Here is a 15,493-nt window from a genome sequence, read left to right as displayed (position 1 = left end):
GGTCCGGGCAGGGACGGGCAGGGACCGGGCGGGCAACGGCTCCGGCTCTCCTCCGTCCGCCCTCTCCTCCCCGTCCTGTCCTCCGCTCGCGCCTGCCTTCCGCCGAGGCGATTCGCCTACGGGGCGCCGTCGAGGAGGTCGACGTCGGCGTGGGGCTTGCCGCCGGACAGGGTGGGGTAGCCGGGGCCGCGGTCGAAGAAGGGGACCGAAGGAGCGGCGCGCAACCGGGCGCGCAGGGTCTCGGTGGCGGCGGCGTCCACGCGCGGGGTGTCCGCCGGCCCGTGCAGGACGACGCCGTAGTCGTCGCGGGCGCCCTCGGCGGAGACCTTGCCGTCGCGGACGTCGGCGGCCACCAGTTCGGGGTCGCGGTCGTAGGGCGAGCCCCATCCGCCGCCTCCCGTGGTGCGCACCCTGACGATCTCACCTGCCTTGACCGGGAAGTCGTCCACCAGCCCTTCCATCTCGCGGCCGGCCACGGTGACCAGGAACGGGCGCCCGGCCCGGCCGCCGTTCACCCCCCAGCAGGCCAGGATGGACCGGTCGGCGATGGACATGAACGAGGCGTCGCGCAGCATCCGGATGTGCTTGTCGTACCCGAGCCCGCCCCGGTACAGGCCGGGGCCGCCGGAGTCGCGGGCCAGGCCGAGCCGCTCGACGCGGAACGGCCAGCGCGCCTCGGCGAACTCGACGGGGATGTTGCGCGAGTCGGGGACCACGTGGATGGTGTCCTCGCCGTCGGCGTACCAGCGCCCGCCCGACCCGCCGCCGAGCACCTCGCGCATCAGGTACGGCCGGCCCTCGTCGTCCTCCCCGTACACGCCGGTGTAGCGGATGGTCTCCTGGTCGGCGGGCATCCGGCCGCCGGTGGCCTTGGCCAGCACGCCGGCGAGCACGCCGAGCAGGCGCAGGATGACGAACGTGCGGGCGTTGGTGGGCGCGGGGAAGATCGGCGTGAGCAGGGTGCCCTTGCCGGGGAACCTCATCTCGATCAGCGGCACGACGCCCTCGTTCACGTCGAGCTCGGCCATGCGCTCGGGGGTGTCGGCGAGGTTGCGCAGGATGGGCGCCAGCCACTTCTTCAGGAAGACCCCGTCGGCGTAGTCGCCGGCGTGGTTGATCGGGCCCTTGGCCTGCGGCGAGGTGCCGGTGAAGTCGATGACCAGCGGCTTGCCGGCCCCGTGGTCGACGGTCAGCGTGATGCGCTGGGCGTGCAGCCGGGGCTCGTCCACGCCGTCGTGCTCGGCGTAGTCCTCCCAGACGTGGACGCCTTCGGGGATCTTGGCCAGCAGCTCGCGGCGGAAGGTCTCGGTGGTCTTGGCGATGATCGCGTCGAAGCACGCCTCGACCGCGGCCCTGCCGTACCGGGCGAACAGCTCGGCGAGACGGCGCGCGCCCATCAGGCAGGCGGAGCACTCGGCGTCCAGGTCGCCGGCCAGCGAGTCGGGCATGCGGGAGTTGCGGGTCATGATCGTCAGGGCGGCCCGGTTGGGCACGCCGCGGTCCCACAGCTTGATCGGCGGGACCATGAGCCCTTCCTCGAAGGCGCTGCGCGCGTGGGAGGGCATCGACCCGGGGACGGCCCCGCCGATGTCGTCGTGGTGGCCGAACGCCTGCACGAACGCCACGACCTCGCCGTCGTGGAAGACCGGGACGGTGACGCACAGGTCCGGCAGGTGCCCGATGCCGCCTTCCGACAGGTAGACGTCGTTGTGGAAGAACACGTCCCCGGGGTTCATCTCGGCCACGGGGAAGTCGCGCACGATGGGCTGGACGAGCGCCGAGTAGGAGCGGCCGGTCAGCTTGCGCAGCCGCGCGTCGTGGATCCCCGCGCGGAAGTCGTGCGCGTCGCGGATCATCGGCGAGCGCGCCGTGCGGGCGATGGCCGTCTCGACCTCCATCTCGACGGAGGCGAGCGTGCCTTCGACGATCTCGACCAGCACCGGGTCCGCGACGGTCATGCGCCCGCTCCCTTCACGACGAGGTTTCCGTGGGCGTCGATTTCGGCGGTGAAGCCGGGGTGCAGCGGCAGGGTGGAGCCGTACTCCTCGATCACCGCGGGACCGGTGACGACGTCGCCGCGGCACAGGTCGCCCCGCTGGTGGACCGGCGCGGTCCACCAGCCGCCCTCCTGCAGGGGCGAGTCCGGGTCCTCGTCGAAGTAGACCCTCCTGCGGGCGGGGGACGGTCGGGTCGGGTCGGGTGGTTCGGGTAGTTCTGGGAGGGTGGGGCGGGTGATGGGGCCGATGCCGGAGACGCGTAGGTTGACCCATTCGACGGCGTGCCGGGGGTCGTCGCGGTAGCCGTACCCGTAGAGCCTGTGGTGGGCCTGGTGGAACCGGTCGAGCACCTCGGCGCGCCACGCCTCGTCCAGCGGGCCGGACGGCGCGGGCACCCGCACCTCGTACGCCTGGCCGTAGTAGCGCAGGTCGGCGCTGCGCGCGTAGACGTGCCGCCCGTCGGGGAAGCCCTCGCGGCGCAGCGCGGCGGCCGCCTGCGCCTCAAGGTCGCCGAAGATGTCCGCCGCCGTCGCGAGCGACAGCTCGCGGGTCACGTGGGTGCGCACGTAGTCGTTCTTGACGTCCACCGTGAGCAGGCCGAACGCCGAGACGTTGCCGGGGTTGGCGGGCACGATCACGGCCGGCAGGGACAGGATGTCGACCAGGCGGCACACCAGCAGCGGCCCCGAGCCGCCGAAGGCGACCATCGGGAAGTCGCGCACGTCCAGGCCGCGCTTGACCGTGATCTGCCGGATGGCGTTGGACTGGTTGAAGGCGCTGATCTCCAGGATGCCGACGGCGGTGCGCTCCGGGGACAGGCCGAGCTTGCCGGCCAGCGCCTCGACGGCGGCGCCGGCCGCGGCGGCGTCCAGCGGGATCTCGCCGCCGAGCAGGTGGGGCGGCACGCGGCCGAGGTAGACGTGGGCGTCGGTGACGGTGACCTCGGTGCCGCCCTTGCCGTAGCAGACGGGGCCGGGGTCGGCTCCCGCGGACCTCGGCCCGACCTTCAGCGTGCCCTCGGGGGAGATCCAGGCGATGGAGCCGCCGCCCGCGCCGACGGTCACGATGTCGATCATCGGGATCTTGCACGGGTACCGGCCGACCGACCCCTCGGTGGTCAGGGACGGCTCGCCGTCGACGACGACGGCGACGTCGGTCGAGGTGCCGCCGCCGTCGAGCGTGATGGCCGACCCGCGGCCCGCGGCGCCGGCGATGAGCGCAGCGCCGAGCGCGCCCGCGGCGGGGCCGGACAGCACCGTGGTGATCGGCTGGTCGACGACCTCGGCCGCGGACAGCACCCCGCCGTTGCTCTTCATCACCGAGAACGGCATGCCGAGGCGCGCGGACAGCCCGGCGATGTAACGGCGCATGATGGGCTTGACGGCGGCGTCGACCAGGGTCGTCACCGAGCGCTCGTACTCGCGGTACTCGCGCAGGACGTCGCTCGACAGTGAGACGACCGCGCCGGGGTGCTCGCGCTCCAGCACGTCCCGCATGGCCCGCTCGTGCGCCGGGTTGGCGTAGGAGTGCAGGAAGCACACCCCGACGGCGGTGATCCCGTGGTCGCGGAACCACCGTGCCACCTCGGCGGCCCGCTCCTCGTCGAACGGCCGCACCTCCCGCCCGAGGTGGTCCAGCCGCCCCCCGACGGTCTTGACGCGGTGCACCGGCACGATGCGCGGCGGCTTGACCCAGAAGTAGGAGTTGCCGTACCCGTCGGGGACGCTCTGCCGGGCGATCTCCAGGATGAACTCGAAGCCCTCGGTGGTGACGAAGCCGAGGTCGACGGGGCGGTCCTCCAAGAGCTGGTTGGTCGCCACGGTCGTGCCGTGCACGATGCCGGCGACGTCGGCGAGGGCGCGGCCGGCCAGGATCTTGCGCACGCCGTTCATGAACCCGTCCGCCGGGTCGCCCGGTGTCGAGGGGGTCTTGGTCGTGGTGATCTCACCGGTCTGCTCGTCCACCATGACCACGTCGGTGAACGTGCCCCCGGTGTCGACGCCGATACGGACGCTGCGCATGCTTCCAGTGTTTACTGAACCGCTCCTTGCTCCGGAACCAGCGAGATCCGCCAACAAAACGGGCATCCGTCGGCACCTTACGCCCGCGGCGGAAAAGGCGGAACCTCAAAGGCGCGGCGGCGGTAAGAAGGGCATGGAGCGACGCCACTTCCTGATGCTCGCCGGCGGGCTCGCCGGCGCGGGCCTGCTCACGTCCTGCACGGACGGCCGGGCCGGCGCCCCCGCCTCCCCCCGTTCCGCGCCGGGCGCGGCGGCCACGCCCTCGCCCGCGCCCGCGCGGCACATCGTCTACGCCGACGTCTCGGCGCGCCTGGCCGCCGTCGACGCCGGGACCGGGACGACGCTGTTCACCGCCGACCGGCCGGTGCCCTCGGCGGACTGGCGGCGGCTGTACACCGTCTCCCCCGCCGGCGACCTGGTGACGCTGGACGCCCTGTCCGGCGAGGTGACCGCGCGTACCACCGTCCCACGGGGTGTGATCCCACGTGTGGTGTCCTCGCTGGGCAACGCGGTGGCCCTGACCGACCCTCCCCCCGCCTCCCCGTACGGCGGGCCGGGACGCACCAGCACCACCGTGGTCGTCGTCTCGCCGGACGGACGGCAGAGACCGAAGACCGTGCGCCTGAACGGCAACTTCCAGCCGGACGGGTTCACCGGCATCGGCGACGGGCTGTTCGTCCTGCAGTACCTGCCCGCCAAAGCGCCGGAGAGCTACAAGGTCAAGGTGTACGACATGGAGAACGCGGAGCTGTGGCCGCTGTACACCCGGGACAAGCAGCCGGTGCCGGAGGGCGCGGAGGAGACCATGCGCGGCGACGGGCGCGCCGCCGTGCTCGACCCCTCCCACCAGCGGCTCTACACCCTGTACACGCACCAGCCCGACCACCTGCACACCCGTGACCTGGTGGCCGGGCGCACGACGGGGGTGCACGCCTTCGTGCACGTGCTGGACCTCAACCAGCGGTGGGCCTACTGCCTGGACCTGCCCGAGCCGTTCGGCAGGGCCCCGGCCGCCGCGCACGCCATCGCCGTCACCACGGGCGGGCTGTACGTGTACGAGGACGGCAAGGGGACGCTCGTGCGCGCGAGCACCGAATCGCTCACCATCGTCGGCACCGCGACGATCGGCGCGTCCCCCGCCGCGGGCTCGTCGCCGGCGTCGGCCTCCGTCGGCGCGATGGCCGCGTCGGGCTTCGCGGCCTCCGGCGGCTCGCTGTACCTGGCCGCCGGGCCGTCCGTACGCGCCGTCGACCCGCGCTCGCTGGCCGTGCGGGGCGAGTGGCGCCTGCCGTCGCCCGCGCGCGGCGCGGTGGTGACGCCGGACGGGGAGGGCGTCTACGTGGGGGTGACCGACGGCGTCCTGCGGTTCGACGGCGGGGAAGGGCAGAGCGGCGACGCCCCGCCGGCGGCCCGGCTGTCGGTTCCCGGCCTCTCCCTCCTCCGCCACGCGGGCCCCGCCGCCTGACGCCGCCGCACGGCCCGCCATGTGAGACGTCACGGGGCTCGCGTGCGGGGCCGAACTGTATGCTGACGCCCCGTGAGTGAAACGTCCGCCTTGTCCACCGTCCCCGCACCCCCTCATCGCGACGCCGTGCTGAGGTTCTTCCACGGCCCGATGGACTGCGGCAAGTCCACGCTCGCGTTGCAGATGAACTACAACCACGGCCGCCAGGGCAGGCGCGGCCTGGTGCTGACCAAGCACGACCGCTCGGGCGGCCCGCGCGTCACCAGCCGCATCGGGCTCGGCCTTTCCGCGGTCGAGGTCGTCGACGGTCTCGACCTGGTCGGACTGGTGCTGGCTCAGGACCGCGTCGACTACCTCATCTGCGACGAGGCGTGCTTCTACACCGTGGCGCAGATCGAGCAGCTCGCCGACCTGGTGGACGAGCACGGCGTGGACGTCTACGCCTTCGGCCTGGCCTCGGACTTCCGTTCGCGCATGTTCCCGGCGGCCCAGCGCCTGTTCGAGCTCGCGGACGAGGTGTCCCGGCTGCAGGTGGAGGTGCTGTGCTGGTGCGGGCGCGAGGGCAGGCTGAACGCCCGCGTCGTGGACGGGGTCATGGCCCGCACCGGAGAGCAGGTCGTCATCGCCGACACCGACGGCGCGCAGGTGCACTATCGCGTGCTGTGCCGCCGCCATTACCGCAACGGCGACCTCGGCGAATCGCGCACGACCCCGCTCGCCGCCTCAAGCGCTTGATCGAAAACTCTCCCCCGGCCCCGGGCGGCTGCGGTACCTTGATCATCCCCCCGGCGATCAAGACCGAAATGAGCGTTTCGACATGCCTGAAAACCACGACCGCGACGACCGGACCAGCATGGTGAGCCGCAGGGCCTTCGCCCTCGGCGCGGCGGGCGGCCTGGCCGCCACGGGCGCGGGAGCCCTCGAACTCCTGTCGGCGGGGCCGGCGTCCGCCAACACCGACCCGTCGGTCTTCACCGTGGACGTCAAGGACTACGGCGCCAAGGGAGACGGCGTCACCGACGACTCCGACGCGATCCGCGCCGCGGTGGCGGCGGCCATCTCGGGCCGCGCGTCCGGGATCGTCCGCAAGGACGTCTTCTTCCCGCCGGGCAACTACAAGGTGACCAAGAAGGACACCCTGATGTGGTCGCCCACCTCCGGCTCCGCCGACCAGATCTTCGGGCTGCGCTTCCGCGGCGCGGGCCCGCGGGTCACCAACATCGACTTCGCCACCAACTTCACCGCGAACTCCGACCCGCGCGAGAACAACCTCATCACCGCCGCCGTGCGCCTGCGCTACACCCACTTCGAGGACATGAGCTTCCGCTCGACCAATGGCGCCAACCGGTTCGCGTACTACTGGTCGGTCGACCAGGTCGACGGCGCCTCGGTGTACCCGCAGTACGGGGCCGGGCAGAACCAGTACTTCGTCTACCGCAACGTCGAATGGCGGGGAACCTGGGACCGGGTCATCGGCATCGACGGCGACTCCCAGGCCAACAACAACAGCGAGCACCACTTCATCATGTGCTCGACCGACACCGTGTCCAGGTACACCGACGCCTTCCTGCACTGCGGCATCACGAACCCGTCCGGCAACAGCCAGCAGAACCAGTTCCTCAACTACTTCATGCTGTCCTGCAACTTCGCGCTCCAGTCGGGCAACTTCTTCCGCTTCGACCGGGGCGGCTCGATCAACGTGTTCGGCGGGTCGTGGTCGATGACCAGCACGGACGCCGCGCGGTACTTCTACATGCCGACCAGTAACGGCGACGCGACCGCGTCGAGGCTGAACGTCAACGGAGTCCGGTTCGAGCCGAAGGCGAGCGCCGGCCAGAAGATCATCGAGTGCGCCTGGAACCTGGGGTCGGTGACCTTCACGTCCTGCTCCGACATCGCGTCGGTGTCGGGCTCGAACGGCGCCGCGTACAACTACCACCTGTACACCCCCAGCTCGAACCGGATCCCGATCGTCCGCTACCAGGACTGCACGCTGGCGGGCTTCCACTCGGTGAACGGCACTGGCACATCGCTCACCAACGGGAAGATGATCTACGAGGGGTGCCGCACGCACCACACGTCCACCGCCGTCGGCGTCGCCGGCACCGGCGCCACCGCGTTCCTGCGGTACGCGAGCGCGCCGGCCCGGTACGCGTTCCGCGACGGCTGGTCCACCCCGGACGTCTCCGGCTGAGCACGACGCGGGTCAAGGGCGGCCGGCCGACCCAGCGACCGAGCGCTCGGGACGGACACCGGTGGCCCAGCGCGCGGCACGGACTCCGGCCCGCCGAGCGTTCGGAACGGACGGGTTCAGGAGGCGGAGGCGATGTCGTCCATGCGGGAGGCGAGCTGCACGGGGTCGCCGCCGACCAGCGCCGACGTCGCCCGCCACCAGGCGAACCACTCGCCGCTGCGCCACATCCAGTCGACGCGTTCGACGGCGGTGATGACGTCGCCCTTGGCCTGCCACCGGGCTCCGACCAGCTCGGCGGTGGCGCCGTGGCGCAGCGCCCACTGGCGGAGGTACTCGGCCGCCTGCTGGTCGACCGTGACGGCGTAGGGGTCGGGGTCTTCGCCGGGGAGGGGGTGGGGGCCGAGGCCGGCGGCCACGCCCCAGCTCCACTGGGCCTCGGCGGCCCGCGAGTAGCGCAGCGAGGCGAGGTCGAGGTTGGTCCCGAGCTCGCCGTCCGGCCGCTCGACCACCACGGCGTCCAGCCGCCCGCCGGCGTCGAACGACACGACCAGGCGCGCACCCGCGATGACGTCCGCGGGCAGCTCTATGCGGTCCTCCACCTGCCAGGAGTTGAGGTCCACGGAGGCGACCGCCGGGCCCCACGCGGCGTCGGCGCTGTCGTCGGCGATCCAGGCGGCGAGCATCTCAAGGACGGTGAGGTCGGTCCACGGCTCGATGGCGGTGTTCGCGGCCAGCACCTCGTCGGGTGCGGGGATCTTGCCCTCGCGGCCGGAGGTCCACCAGCCGGAGCCGAGAATCGTGGTGCCGACCAGCAGGCCGGCGATCGCCGCCAGCTCGGAGGAGCGCCTGGTCAGCGCGGCCCCCTGCGCCAGCTCCGCGCAGCGGGCCGTGCGCTCTTCGCCGAGTACGGTGGCGGCGTCACCCAGCAGCGACGCGGTCGTCGGGTGGCGCTCACCCAGTAGGTCGTGGATGAGCCGCCTGGCCTCCGATCGAGCGTCCTCCGCACGGAACTCTCGCATATGCCCACGTTACGCCGGGAGATCCTCTTCCGCGAGACGTTGTAACGCTCCTGGAACACTCCGGAGTGTGATATGTCATCTGACCTGGGCAGATGTGGCGTGTCGCCGGGTCAGCGCCCCCGGCCGCCGCGGCCGAGCAGCCAGCCGATGACCGCGCTGCCGAGCGCCACGCCCGCGCCCATGCCGAACGCCGTCAGCACCGGCCACACCGGCGCGCCGCCGCGTGCGCGCCCGTCCGCCCGTCCCGCCTCGGCGCGAGGCCGCTCGAACACCTGACCGGCGACGACCGCCGGCAGGCCGGCGGCGGACGCGGCGTCCACGGCCGTGGCACCCGGCGCAACTGTTCGCGCGGCCGCGACCGGGGTCGCGGCGGGGGTGACCTGGAGGTGCTCTTCGACGGCGCTGAAGAACTCGCCGGCCGTCCGCTTGGCGACCGAGCCCAGCATCCGCTGCCCGACGCCGCCGATCATGCCGCCGACCACGGCCTCGGCGTCGTAGTCGACGCGGGTCGCGCCGCCGTCGACCTCGCTGAGCCGGATGAGAACGGTCGCGTCCACCGTGCCCGGCGCGCCGGCGCCGCGGGCCCGGAGGGTGAACCCCTCGGGCTCGCGGGGGTCGGACAGGGCGACCTCGCCCTGGTAGACGCCCTTGATGGAGGCGACGCCCGCGCTGACCGTCATGCGGTAGGTGTCGGCGCCGGTGGCCTCCAGCCGCTCGCAGCCCGGGATGGTGCGGACCAGCACGGCCGGGTCGCGCAGCGCGGCCCACACGCGGTTGCGGTCGACCCCTACGACGGCACTGCCGACGACCTTCATGGACACCTCCGATGCCGAGAGACTAGGGACGGGTCCCCGGCCCGCATAAGGGCAACTTCTGCCCGCTCGACCGGCCGGGCGTCGTCACAACTCGCCGCCGTCCCGGGCGCCCGTCCCATGTCAAGGTCACGGTAACACCGCGCCGGGGTCCGGCCGGAACGCCACGGACCGAGAGCGCCCGCGACACGGCCCGGCGCGCGGACGACACGGCCCGGCGCGCGAACGGCCGGGCACCGGAAGGCTCTCCCCAGACCTCCCGGTACCCGGCCTGCTCCAACGCCGGTGCATCCCTGGCCCCCGGTCCCGGGATGCCCAGCACCCGCCGGCACTCGCGGCCCGCCGATGCCTTCCGGCACCCACCGGGACCTCCCGTGCCCCGGACCGGTCACCCGGACTCCCGGCGCCGCCGGCCGATGGTGTCAGCCGGCGGTGAGGGGCATGTCCGCCGGACGCGTGCCGCAGGAACTCTGGACGGCGTCCGGCGCGCTGATCCACATCCGCGCCGCGACGTCCGCGGACCGAGGGGTCACCGGATGGAACATGTGCCGCACCAGGTCGCGGTGCGAGTGCTCGGCGACGTCCTCGAACAGCGGCGCCGAGATGGCGACGGCCAGGTCGGCGCCCGGGCGTTCCCGCAGCGCCGCCCGCAGCTCGTCGCTGTCGCGCATGGCGCACACCGTGGCCACCGCCCTGCCGCCGAACCCGCCGTCCTCCACCCGGGTGGGCCCTTGGTGGAACGCCATCCGAAGCCGCAGGCGCGCCGGGGCGTCCTTGCCCGGACGCTGGTTGCGCCGCCGCAGGGCGGCGCGCAGCTCGCCGACCAGTCCGGCGATCACCCGCGTCTCGTTCACGCCGGGCGGCAGGACCAGGAGCAGCCCGGCGCCCGCCCCCGTGCCGGCGCCGGGCCGCACCGGCACGGACACGCCGGACTCGGCGCGCGACGGCGCCGGCAGGCCGTGCTCCGCGCGCGGCGGCACGGGCAGGCCGTACTCGACGCGCGGCGGCGCGGGCGGGCCGGGCTCGGCGAGGTGGAGACGGTCGAGCCCCGCCGCTCCGGCGGCCTCCTCGATCACCTCGGCGAGGCGGCGCCGCATCTCCCTGTGCCGCGCGCCCGCCCGCCGCCCGCCCGGCTCGGCGTCGACGGCGACGCACAGCCGGCGTACTTCTTCCCCCAGGTGGTTCACCAGTGTTCTCCCTCCCATCTGGTCGTTCCCATGAGCCGGCGGCGCCCCGGCCGCCGCCGCGTCCCTTCGAACCGGCGGCGCCCCGGCCGCCGCCGCGTGTCCTACCCCGATCACCCCTGCGCCCCGCCGCCCTCCGGACCGCGCCGGTCGCCGCGCACCGGGGCGTCCTCGTAGTGCGGCACATCGCACCAATGGCCCGGCGGGTCGTCCGCCGGGGGCGAGACGCGCGCGTCGCCGGACGGCGCGTCGCCCGTCGCGGCGAAGGCGCGCAGCCTGCGGATGTCGTGCACGACGATGCGCGGGTAGCCGGTGCCGAGGACGCCCGTCCTGCGCAGCACGGTGAGGGCCCGGTACACCGCCGGCTCGGCGGCGTCGGCGAGCGCAGCCAGCTCGGGCCGGGTGAGCGTGACCCCGATCATGACGCCTTCCGGCACCGGCTCCCCGTAGAACCGCGCCAGCTCGACCAGGACGCGCACCAGGCGTCCCATCGCCGAGCCGGCGTCCGCCGCGTACCGGCGGGCGGCGGCACGGTGCTCGGCCGCCGCGCCGTACAGGATCTTCGCGAACTCCGGGAATCGCACGGCGAGGCGGGCCAGCTCCCGCGGCGGGACGATCCGTGCCAGGCAGGCGTCCGTCGCGGTGGCGGTGGCATCCTGGCGCCGCCCGGCCAGCGCCGCGGCCTCCCCCACGAGGTCCCCGCCGACGCGGACGCCGACCAGCGCCGGCGCTCCCTCCCCGGCCGCGGTGAGCTTGACGCAGCCGTCCAGGAGGAGGATCGCGCCGTCGGACCACTCGCCCTCGGTGACCAGCGCCGTCCCCGCCGCGTACTGCCAGGGTCTTCCCAGCGCCAGCAGTTCGTCCCTGGCCTCCGCCGTGAGGCCGCCGAGCACGCCGCGCCGGGGCCACTCGCCCACGTTGCGGATCACGCAGGTCCGCCCGGGTACGGGGCCGGTCATGGGCGCTCCTTTCGACTCACGCCGGCCGTCCAGGGCCGGAGATCCGTGCCCGGGCCCCCACCCGTGCCTTGCCGCGCGGGCGCCGGCCGCCTGCCCGCGGCGCGCTCGCCCGGAGCCGCGCGAAGCCGCCACGCCCTTCCCCGCGGCTTCGCGCGCCCGGGGCACGCCCGCGGCGCGGCCGTTCCCGTTCGCTGCCCCAACCTTCCGCCCGGGACCTTGCAGAGAGCTTGCGGCGCGGTGACCGGGACGGCCGGGCGAATCGCGCGTTTTCAGCAAGGGATCACCGAGATGGCAAGATTGCCGGTCATGGTCTGGGGACGGAAGGCGTCACACGCGGCGGCAGGGCTGGGACTTCTGGTGATCTGCTCGGTGGGCGGCGTCGCCTCATGCCAGGCGCCTTCGACGCCCTCCGCTCCCGAAGCATCCTCCGCTCCCCCGGCGTCCTCCCCCGGCCCAGGCATACCGGCCCCGGCGACATCCGTCACCCCTGGGCCCTCGGCCGGGACGGTCCCGGCGCGGCCCGCGGGGGCGATGCCGCGTCCGGGAGAGGTCGGCCGCGTCCGGGCGCGGGCGGGCGAGGCGGTGCCGGTCATCAGCTCCATCCCGACCCGGCGCAAGGTCGTCTTCCTGACCATCGACGACGGCTGGGAGCAGGATCCGGGGTTCGTACGCCTGGTCAGGGAGCGCGCCGTTCCCATCACGGTCTTCGCGATGCGTGACGCGGTGGAGGCCCGGGGCGTGCCCGACCCCGCGGCGGCGGGCGGGCGGTACGTCGGCGCGGGCAAGTGGTCCTACTTCCGCGAACTGCGCGATCTGGGCGTGCCGATCGAGGCCCACACGCTCACCCACCCGAACCTGTGGAATCTCGGCGCCCAGGCGCAGCGCAAGGAGATCTGCGGCTCGGCCAAGGCCATCGCCGGGGAGATCGGCCGCAGGCCCGTGCTGTTCCGGCCGCCGTTCGGCAACTACACCGCGACCACGCTGCGGACGGCCGAATCGTGCGGGCTGCCGGCCGTACTGCTGTGGACGGCGACGGTGCAGCCGGGCGGGAAGATCTCCTACCAGACGCCGGACAAGCGTCTGCATCCCGGCGACATCCTGCTCATGCACTTCCGGGCGAATCTGGCCAGGGATTTCCGCGTCCTGCTCGACAAGATCGAGCGACGCGGCTTCGAGCTTGGCGACCTCGACGCCTACGTCAGGGCGGCCGGAGTCCGCCTTCCCGCTCCGCCGGGCGGCGTAGGGGGGAATCAGCCGGCGGGGTGACGTCCCGGGCCGTGCCGGCGGCCCATCATTGACGCGTCGCCAGGGGGCCTGGCGGCGGCGGGGGTGTGACGAAGATCGCATGGCATGGCAGGACCTCCGCGCGGCATTTACTCTACAAGCTGTAGTACTACTTTGAGTAGAACTACAGGGCGTAGAGCTGAGGACCTGGTGAGGGGCGCATGGACGCGTTGGATCTGGCTCGGTGGCAGTTCGGGGTCACCACCGTGTACCACTTTCTGTTCGTACCCCTGACGATCGGCCTCGGGGTCTTCGTCGCCGGTCTGCAGACGGCCTGGCACCGCACGGGCAAGGAGCACTACCTGCGGCTGACCAGATTCTTCGGCAAGCTGTTCCTGATCAACTTCGCGATGGGCGTGGTCACCGGCATCGTGCAGGAGTTCCAGTTCGGGATGAACTGGAGTGAGTACTCCACCTTCGTCGGCGACGTGTTCGGCGCGCCGCTCGCGTTGGAGGCGCTGCTGGCGTTCTTCCTGGAGTCGACGTTCCTCGGCCTGTGGATCTTCGGATGGGAGCGGCTGCCCAAGCGGGTGCACCTGGCGTGCATCTGGGCCGCCGCGATCGGGTCCAACATCTCGGCGTACTTCATCCTCGCCGCGAACGCCTGGATGAAGCACCCGGTGGGCTACCAGGTGGTGGACGGCCGGGCGCGGATGACCGACCTGTGGGCGGTGCTGACCAACCCGACGGCCCTGGCCCAGGTGCCGCACGTGGTCGCCGCCTCGTTCGTCGTCGCCGGCGGCTTCGTCCTGGCGGTGTGCGGCTACCGGATCATCCGTGAACGGCGTCCGGCCGCCGCCGGGGACGCCGTCGACCCGCTCGGCCAGGCCGCCGCCCGAGTTCCGGGCGAGCCCGCCATGTGGCGCTCCGCCCTGCGGGCCGCCCTGGTCATGACCGCCATCGCCGGGGCGGTCGTCGCGGGCAGCGGCGACCTGTCCGCCCAGTACCTGCGCGAGCAGCAGCCCATGAAGCTGGCCGCCGCGGAAGGGCTCCGGCACGACACCGCGGGAGCGCCGTACTCCGTCGTCCCCGGCGTCGAGGTGCCGAACCTGCTGAGCCTGCTGGCCGCGCACGACCCCGCGGCGCCGATCCAGGGCGTGGAGGACATCCAGCGGCGCTACGCGGCCCGATTCGGGCCGGCCGACTACCGGCCGAACGTCCCCGTCGTCTTCTGGTCGTTCCGCGTCATGATCGGTTTCGGGCTGTCGACGGTGGCGCTGTCGCTGCTCGGGCTCTGGCTGACCCGGCGCCGCCGTCCCATCCCCGGGTGGTTCGCCCGCGCCTGCCTGTACGCTCTTCCGCTGCCGCCGCTCGCGATCATCGCGGGCTGGCTGCTCAGCGAGATCGGCCGGCAGCCGTGGACCGTGCAGGGCGAGCTGCTCACCGCCGCCAGCGTGTCCCCCGGAGTGGCGCTCAGCGAGGTCGCCATCTCCCTGACCGTCTTCACGGCCCTGTACGGCGCGCTCGCCGTCGCCGAGGCGCGGCTGCTGCTGCGGCACGTCAAGGCCGGGCCCGAACCCGTCGCCGCGCCGCCCGGCCCGAGCCTGCCCGGCGACGTCGACGCCCGGGCCGCCCGCCGCACGCCGACCCTCATGTACTAGGAGACCGCGATGGAACTCACCACTGTCTGGTTCCTGGTCATCGCCTTCCTGTGGACCGGCTACTTCGTGCTGGAGGGCTTCGACTTCGGCGTCGGCGCGCTGCTCCCCGTCCTGGCGCGCGGGGAGGCCGAGCGCAGGCAGATGCTCCAGACGATCGGCCCGGTGTGGGACGGCAACGAGGTATGGCTGATCACCGCCGTCGGCGCCATGTTCGCGGCCTTCCCCGCCTGGTACGCGGGCCTGCTGAGCGCCTTCTACCTGCCGCTGGTGCTGGTGCTGACCGGGCTGATCGTCCGCGGGGTGGCCCTTGAGTGGCGCGGCAAGGTGACCGGCAGGGAACGCGCGCTGTGCGACGCGGGCATCGTCACCGGGAGCGCGCTCACCGCGTTCCTGTGGGGCGCGATCTTCGGCGACCTGCTGTACGGCACGGCGGCGGCCACCGTGCTCGGCGGCGCGCTGTCGCTCACCCTGGCCGTCGTGCACGGCGCGGTGTTCCTCGCGCTGAAGACGACCGGGCCGCTGCGGGCGAGGGCCCGCAGCGCCGCGCTGACCGTCGCCGCCGTGGCCCTGCCGGTGGCCGTCGTGGCGCTGCCGGGGATCCCGTCCGCCGGGTCGGCGGGCGCGGGCTGGACGGCCGGCCCGCTGCCGTGGGCGGCCCTGGCGGCGATGGCCGCCCTGGCCGCGGCCGTCGCGCTGGTCTGGCGCCGCCGCGAGGGGTGGGCGTTCACCGCGACCGCCGGCTCGATCGTGCTGGCCACGGTGACGCTGTTCGCCACGCTGTGGCGGGCGCCGCTGCCCGGCCTGACCGTGGCGGAGGCGGCCTCCGCCCCGTACACGCTCGGCGTGCTGACCTGGATCGGGCTGGTCGCGCTGCCGTTCGTGCTCGGCTACCAGGCGTGGACCTACTGGGTCTTCCGCAGGCGCGTCACCGCCTGAGGGACCCCGCCGGGCGCCCGC

Annotated in this window: 12 protein-coding genes; 6 read left to right on the top strand and 6 right to left on the bottom strand. The window is 73.4% G+C overall.

The window, feature by feature from the left end; genetic code table 11:
* Positions 1-116: 116 nt before the first annotated feature.
* Both ACZ6QO_RS01865 and ACZ6QO_RS01860 read right to left on the bottom strand, forming a co-directional pair.
* The gene (locus ACZ6QO_RS01865) at positions 117-1,958 is read right to left on the bottom strand and encodes a hydantoinase B/oxoprolinase family protein (protein WP_465846692.1); all 1,842 of its coding nucleotides are present in this window, start codon (positions 1,956-1,958) and stop codon (positions 117-119) included.
* Positions 1,955-4,018 carry a hydantoinase/oxoprolinase family protein gene (locus tag ACZ6QO_RS01860; protein ID WP_465846691.1) on the bottom strand — a complete coding sequence of 688 codons (2,064 nt, stop codon included), beginning with the start codon at positions 4,016-4,018 and terminating at the stop codon, positions 1,955-1,957. Before ACZ6QO_RS01860 ends, ACZ6QO_RS01865 begins: the two co-directional genes overlap by 4 nt.
* A 133-nt stretch (positions 4,019-4,151) precedes the next feature.
* Between ACZ6QO_RS01860 and ACZ6QO_RS01855 the strand changes: the two genes are divergently transcribed.
* From ACZ6QO_RS01855 to ACZ6QO_RS01845, 3 genes are all read left to right on the top strand, one after another.
* Entirely contained in the window at positions 4,152-5,483 is a 1,332-nt protein-coding gene (locus ACZ6QO_RS01855; RefSeq protein WP_465846689.1) for a hypothetical protein, read from the top strand.
* A 72-nt stretch (positions 5,484-5,555) separates the two neighbouring features.
* Complete coding sequence (locus ACZ6QO_RS01850; protein WP_465846687.1) at positions 5,556-6,218, top strand: thymidine kinase; 663 nt, start codon at positions 5,556-5,558, stop codon at positions 6,216-6,218.
* Between the two features lie 82 nt (positions 6,219-6,300).
* The gene (locus ACZ6QO_RS01845) at positions 6,301-7,677 is read left to right on the top strand and encodes a glycosyl hydrolase family 28-related protein (RefSeq protein ID WP_465846685.1); all 1,377 of its coding nucleotides are present in this window, start codon (positions 6,301-6,303) and stop codon (positions 7,675-7,677) included.
* 116 nt (positions 7,678-7,793) lie between these two features.
* Here the strand turns inward: ACZ6QO_RS01845 and ACZ6QO_RS01840 are convergent, their stop codons facing one another.
* From ACZ6QO_RS01840 to ACZ6QO_RS01825, 4 genes are all read right to left on the bottom strand, one after another.
* A complete protein-coding gene (locus ACZ6QO_RS01840; RefSeq protein ID WP_465846683.1) occupies positions 7,794-8,696 on the bottom strand; it encodes a hypothetical protein in 903 nt (300 codons plus the stop codon).
* A gap of 110 nt (positions 8,697-8,806) precedes the next feature.
* Entirely contained in the window at positions 8,807-9,511 is a 705-nt protein-coding gene (locus tag ACZ6QO_RS01835; protein WP_465846681.1) for an SRPBCC family protein, read from the bottom strand.
* Between the two features lie 419 nt (positions 9,512-9,930).
* Positions 9,931-10,695: a hypothetical protein gene (locus tag ACZ6QO_RS01830; protein WP_465846679.1), complete on the bottom strand. Its 765-nt coding sequence runs from the start codon at positions 10,693-10,695 to the stop codon at positions 9,931-9,933.
* Positions 10,696-10,805: 110 nt separating this feature from the next.
* Complete coding sequence (locus tag ACZ6QO_RS01825) at positions 10,806-11,651, bottom strand: Crp/Fnr family transcriptional regulator (RefSeq protein WP_465846677.1); 846 nt, start codon at positions 11,649-11,651, stop codon at positions 10,806-10,808.
* A 531-nt stretch (positions 11,652-12,182) separates the two neighbouring features.
* On the opposite strand from ACZ6QO_RS01825, the gene ACZ6QO_RS01820 reads away from it, so the two are divergent.
* The 3 genes from ACZ6QO_RS01820 to cydB all read left to right on the top strand — a co-directional run bounded on the left by ACZ6QO_RS01820 (position 12,183) and on the right by cydB (position 15,472).
* A complete protein-coding gene (locus tag ACZ6QO_RS01820) occupies positions 12,183-12,917 on the top strand; it encodes a polysaccharide deacetylase family protein (protein ID WP_465846675.1) in 735 nt (244 codons plus the stop codon).
* Positions 12,918-13,096: 179 nt separating this feature from the next.
* On the top strand, positions 13,097-14,536 hold the full coding sequence (locus ACZ6QO_RS01815) for a cytochrome ubiquinol oxidase subunit I (RefSeq protein WP_465846673.1): 1,440 nt from the start codon (positions 13,097-13,099) through the stop codon (positions 14,534-14,536).
* Positions 14,537-14,545: 9 nt separating this feature from the next.
* Positions 14,546-15,472 (top strand): cytochrome d ubiquinol oxidase subunit II, encoded by a 927-nt coding sequence (gene cydB / locus ACZ6QO_RS01810; RefSeq protein WP_465846671.1) that lies wholly within the window; start codon positions 14,546-14,548, stop codon positions 15,470-15,472.
* The last annotated feature ends 21 nt before the right edge of the window (positions 15,473-15,493 follow it).

The organism is Sphaerisporangium sp. NPDC049457 (assembly GCF_055586705.1).
Note: the sequence above shows the minus strand (reverse complement) of the source record. Positions and strands in the feature narration are given on the sequence as shown.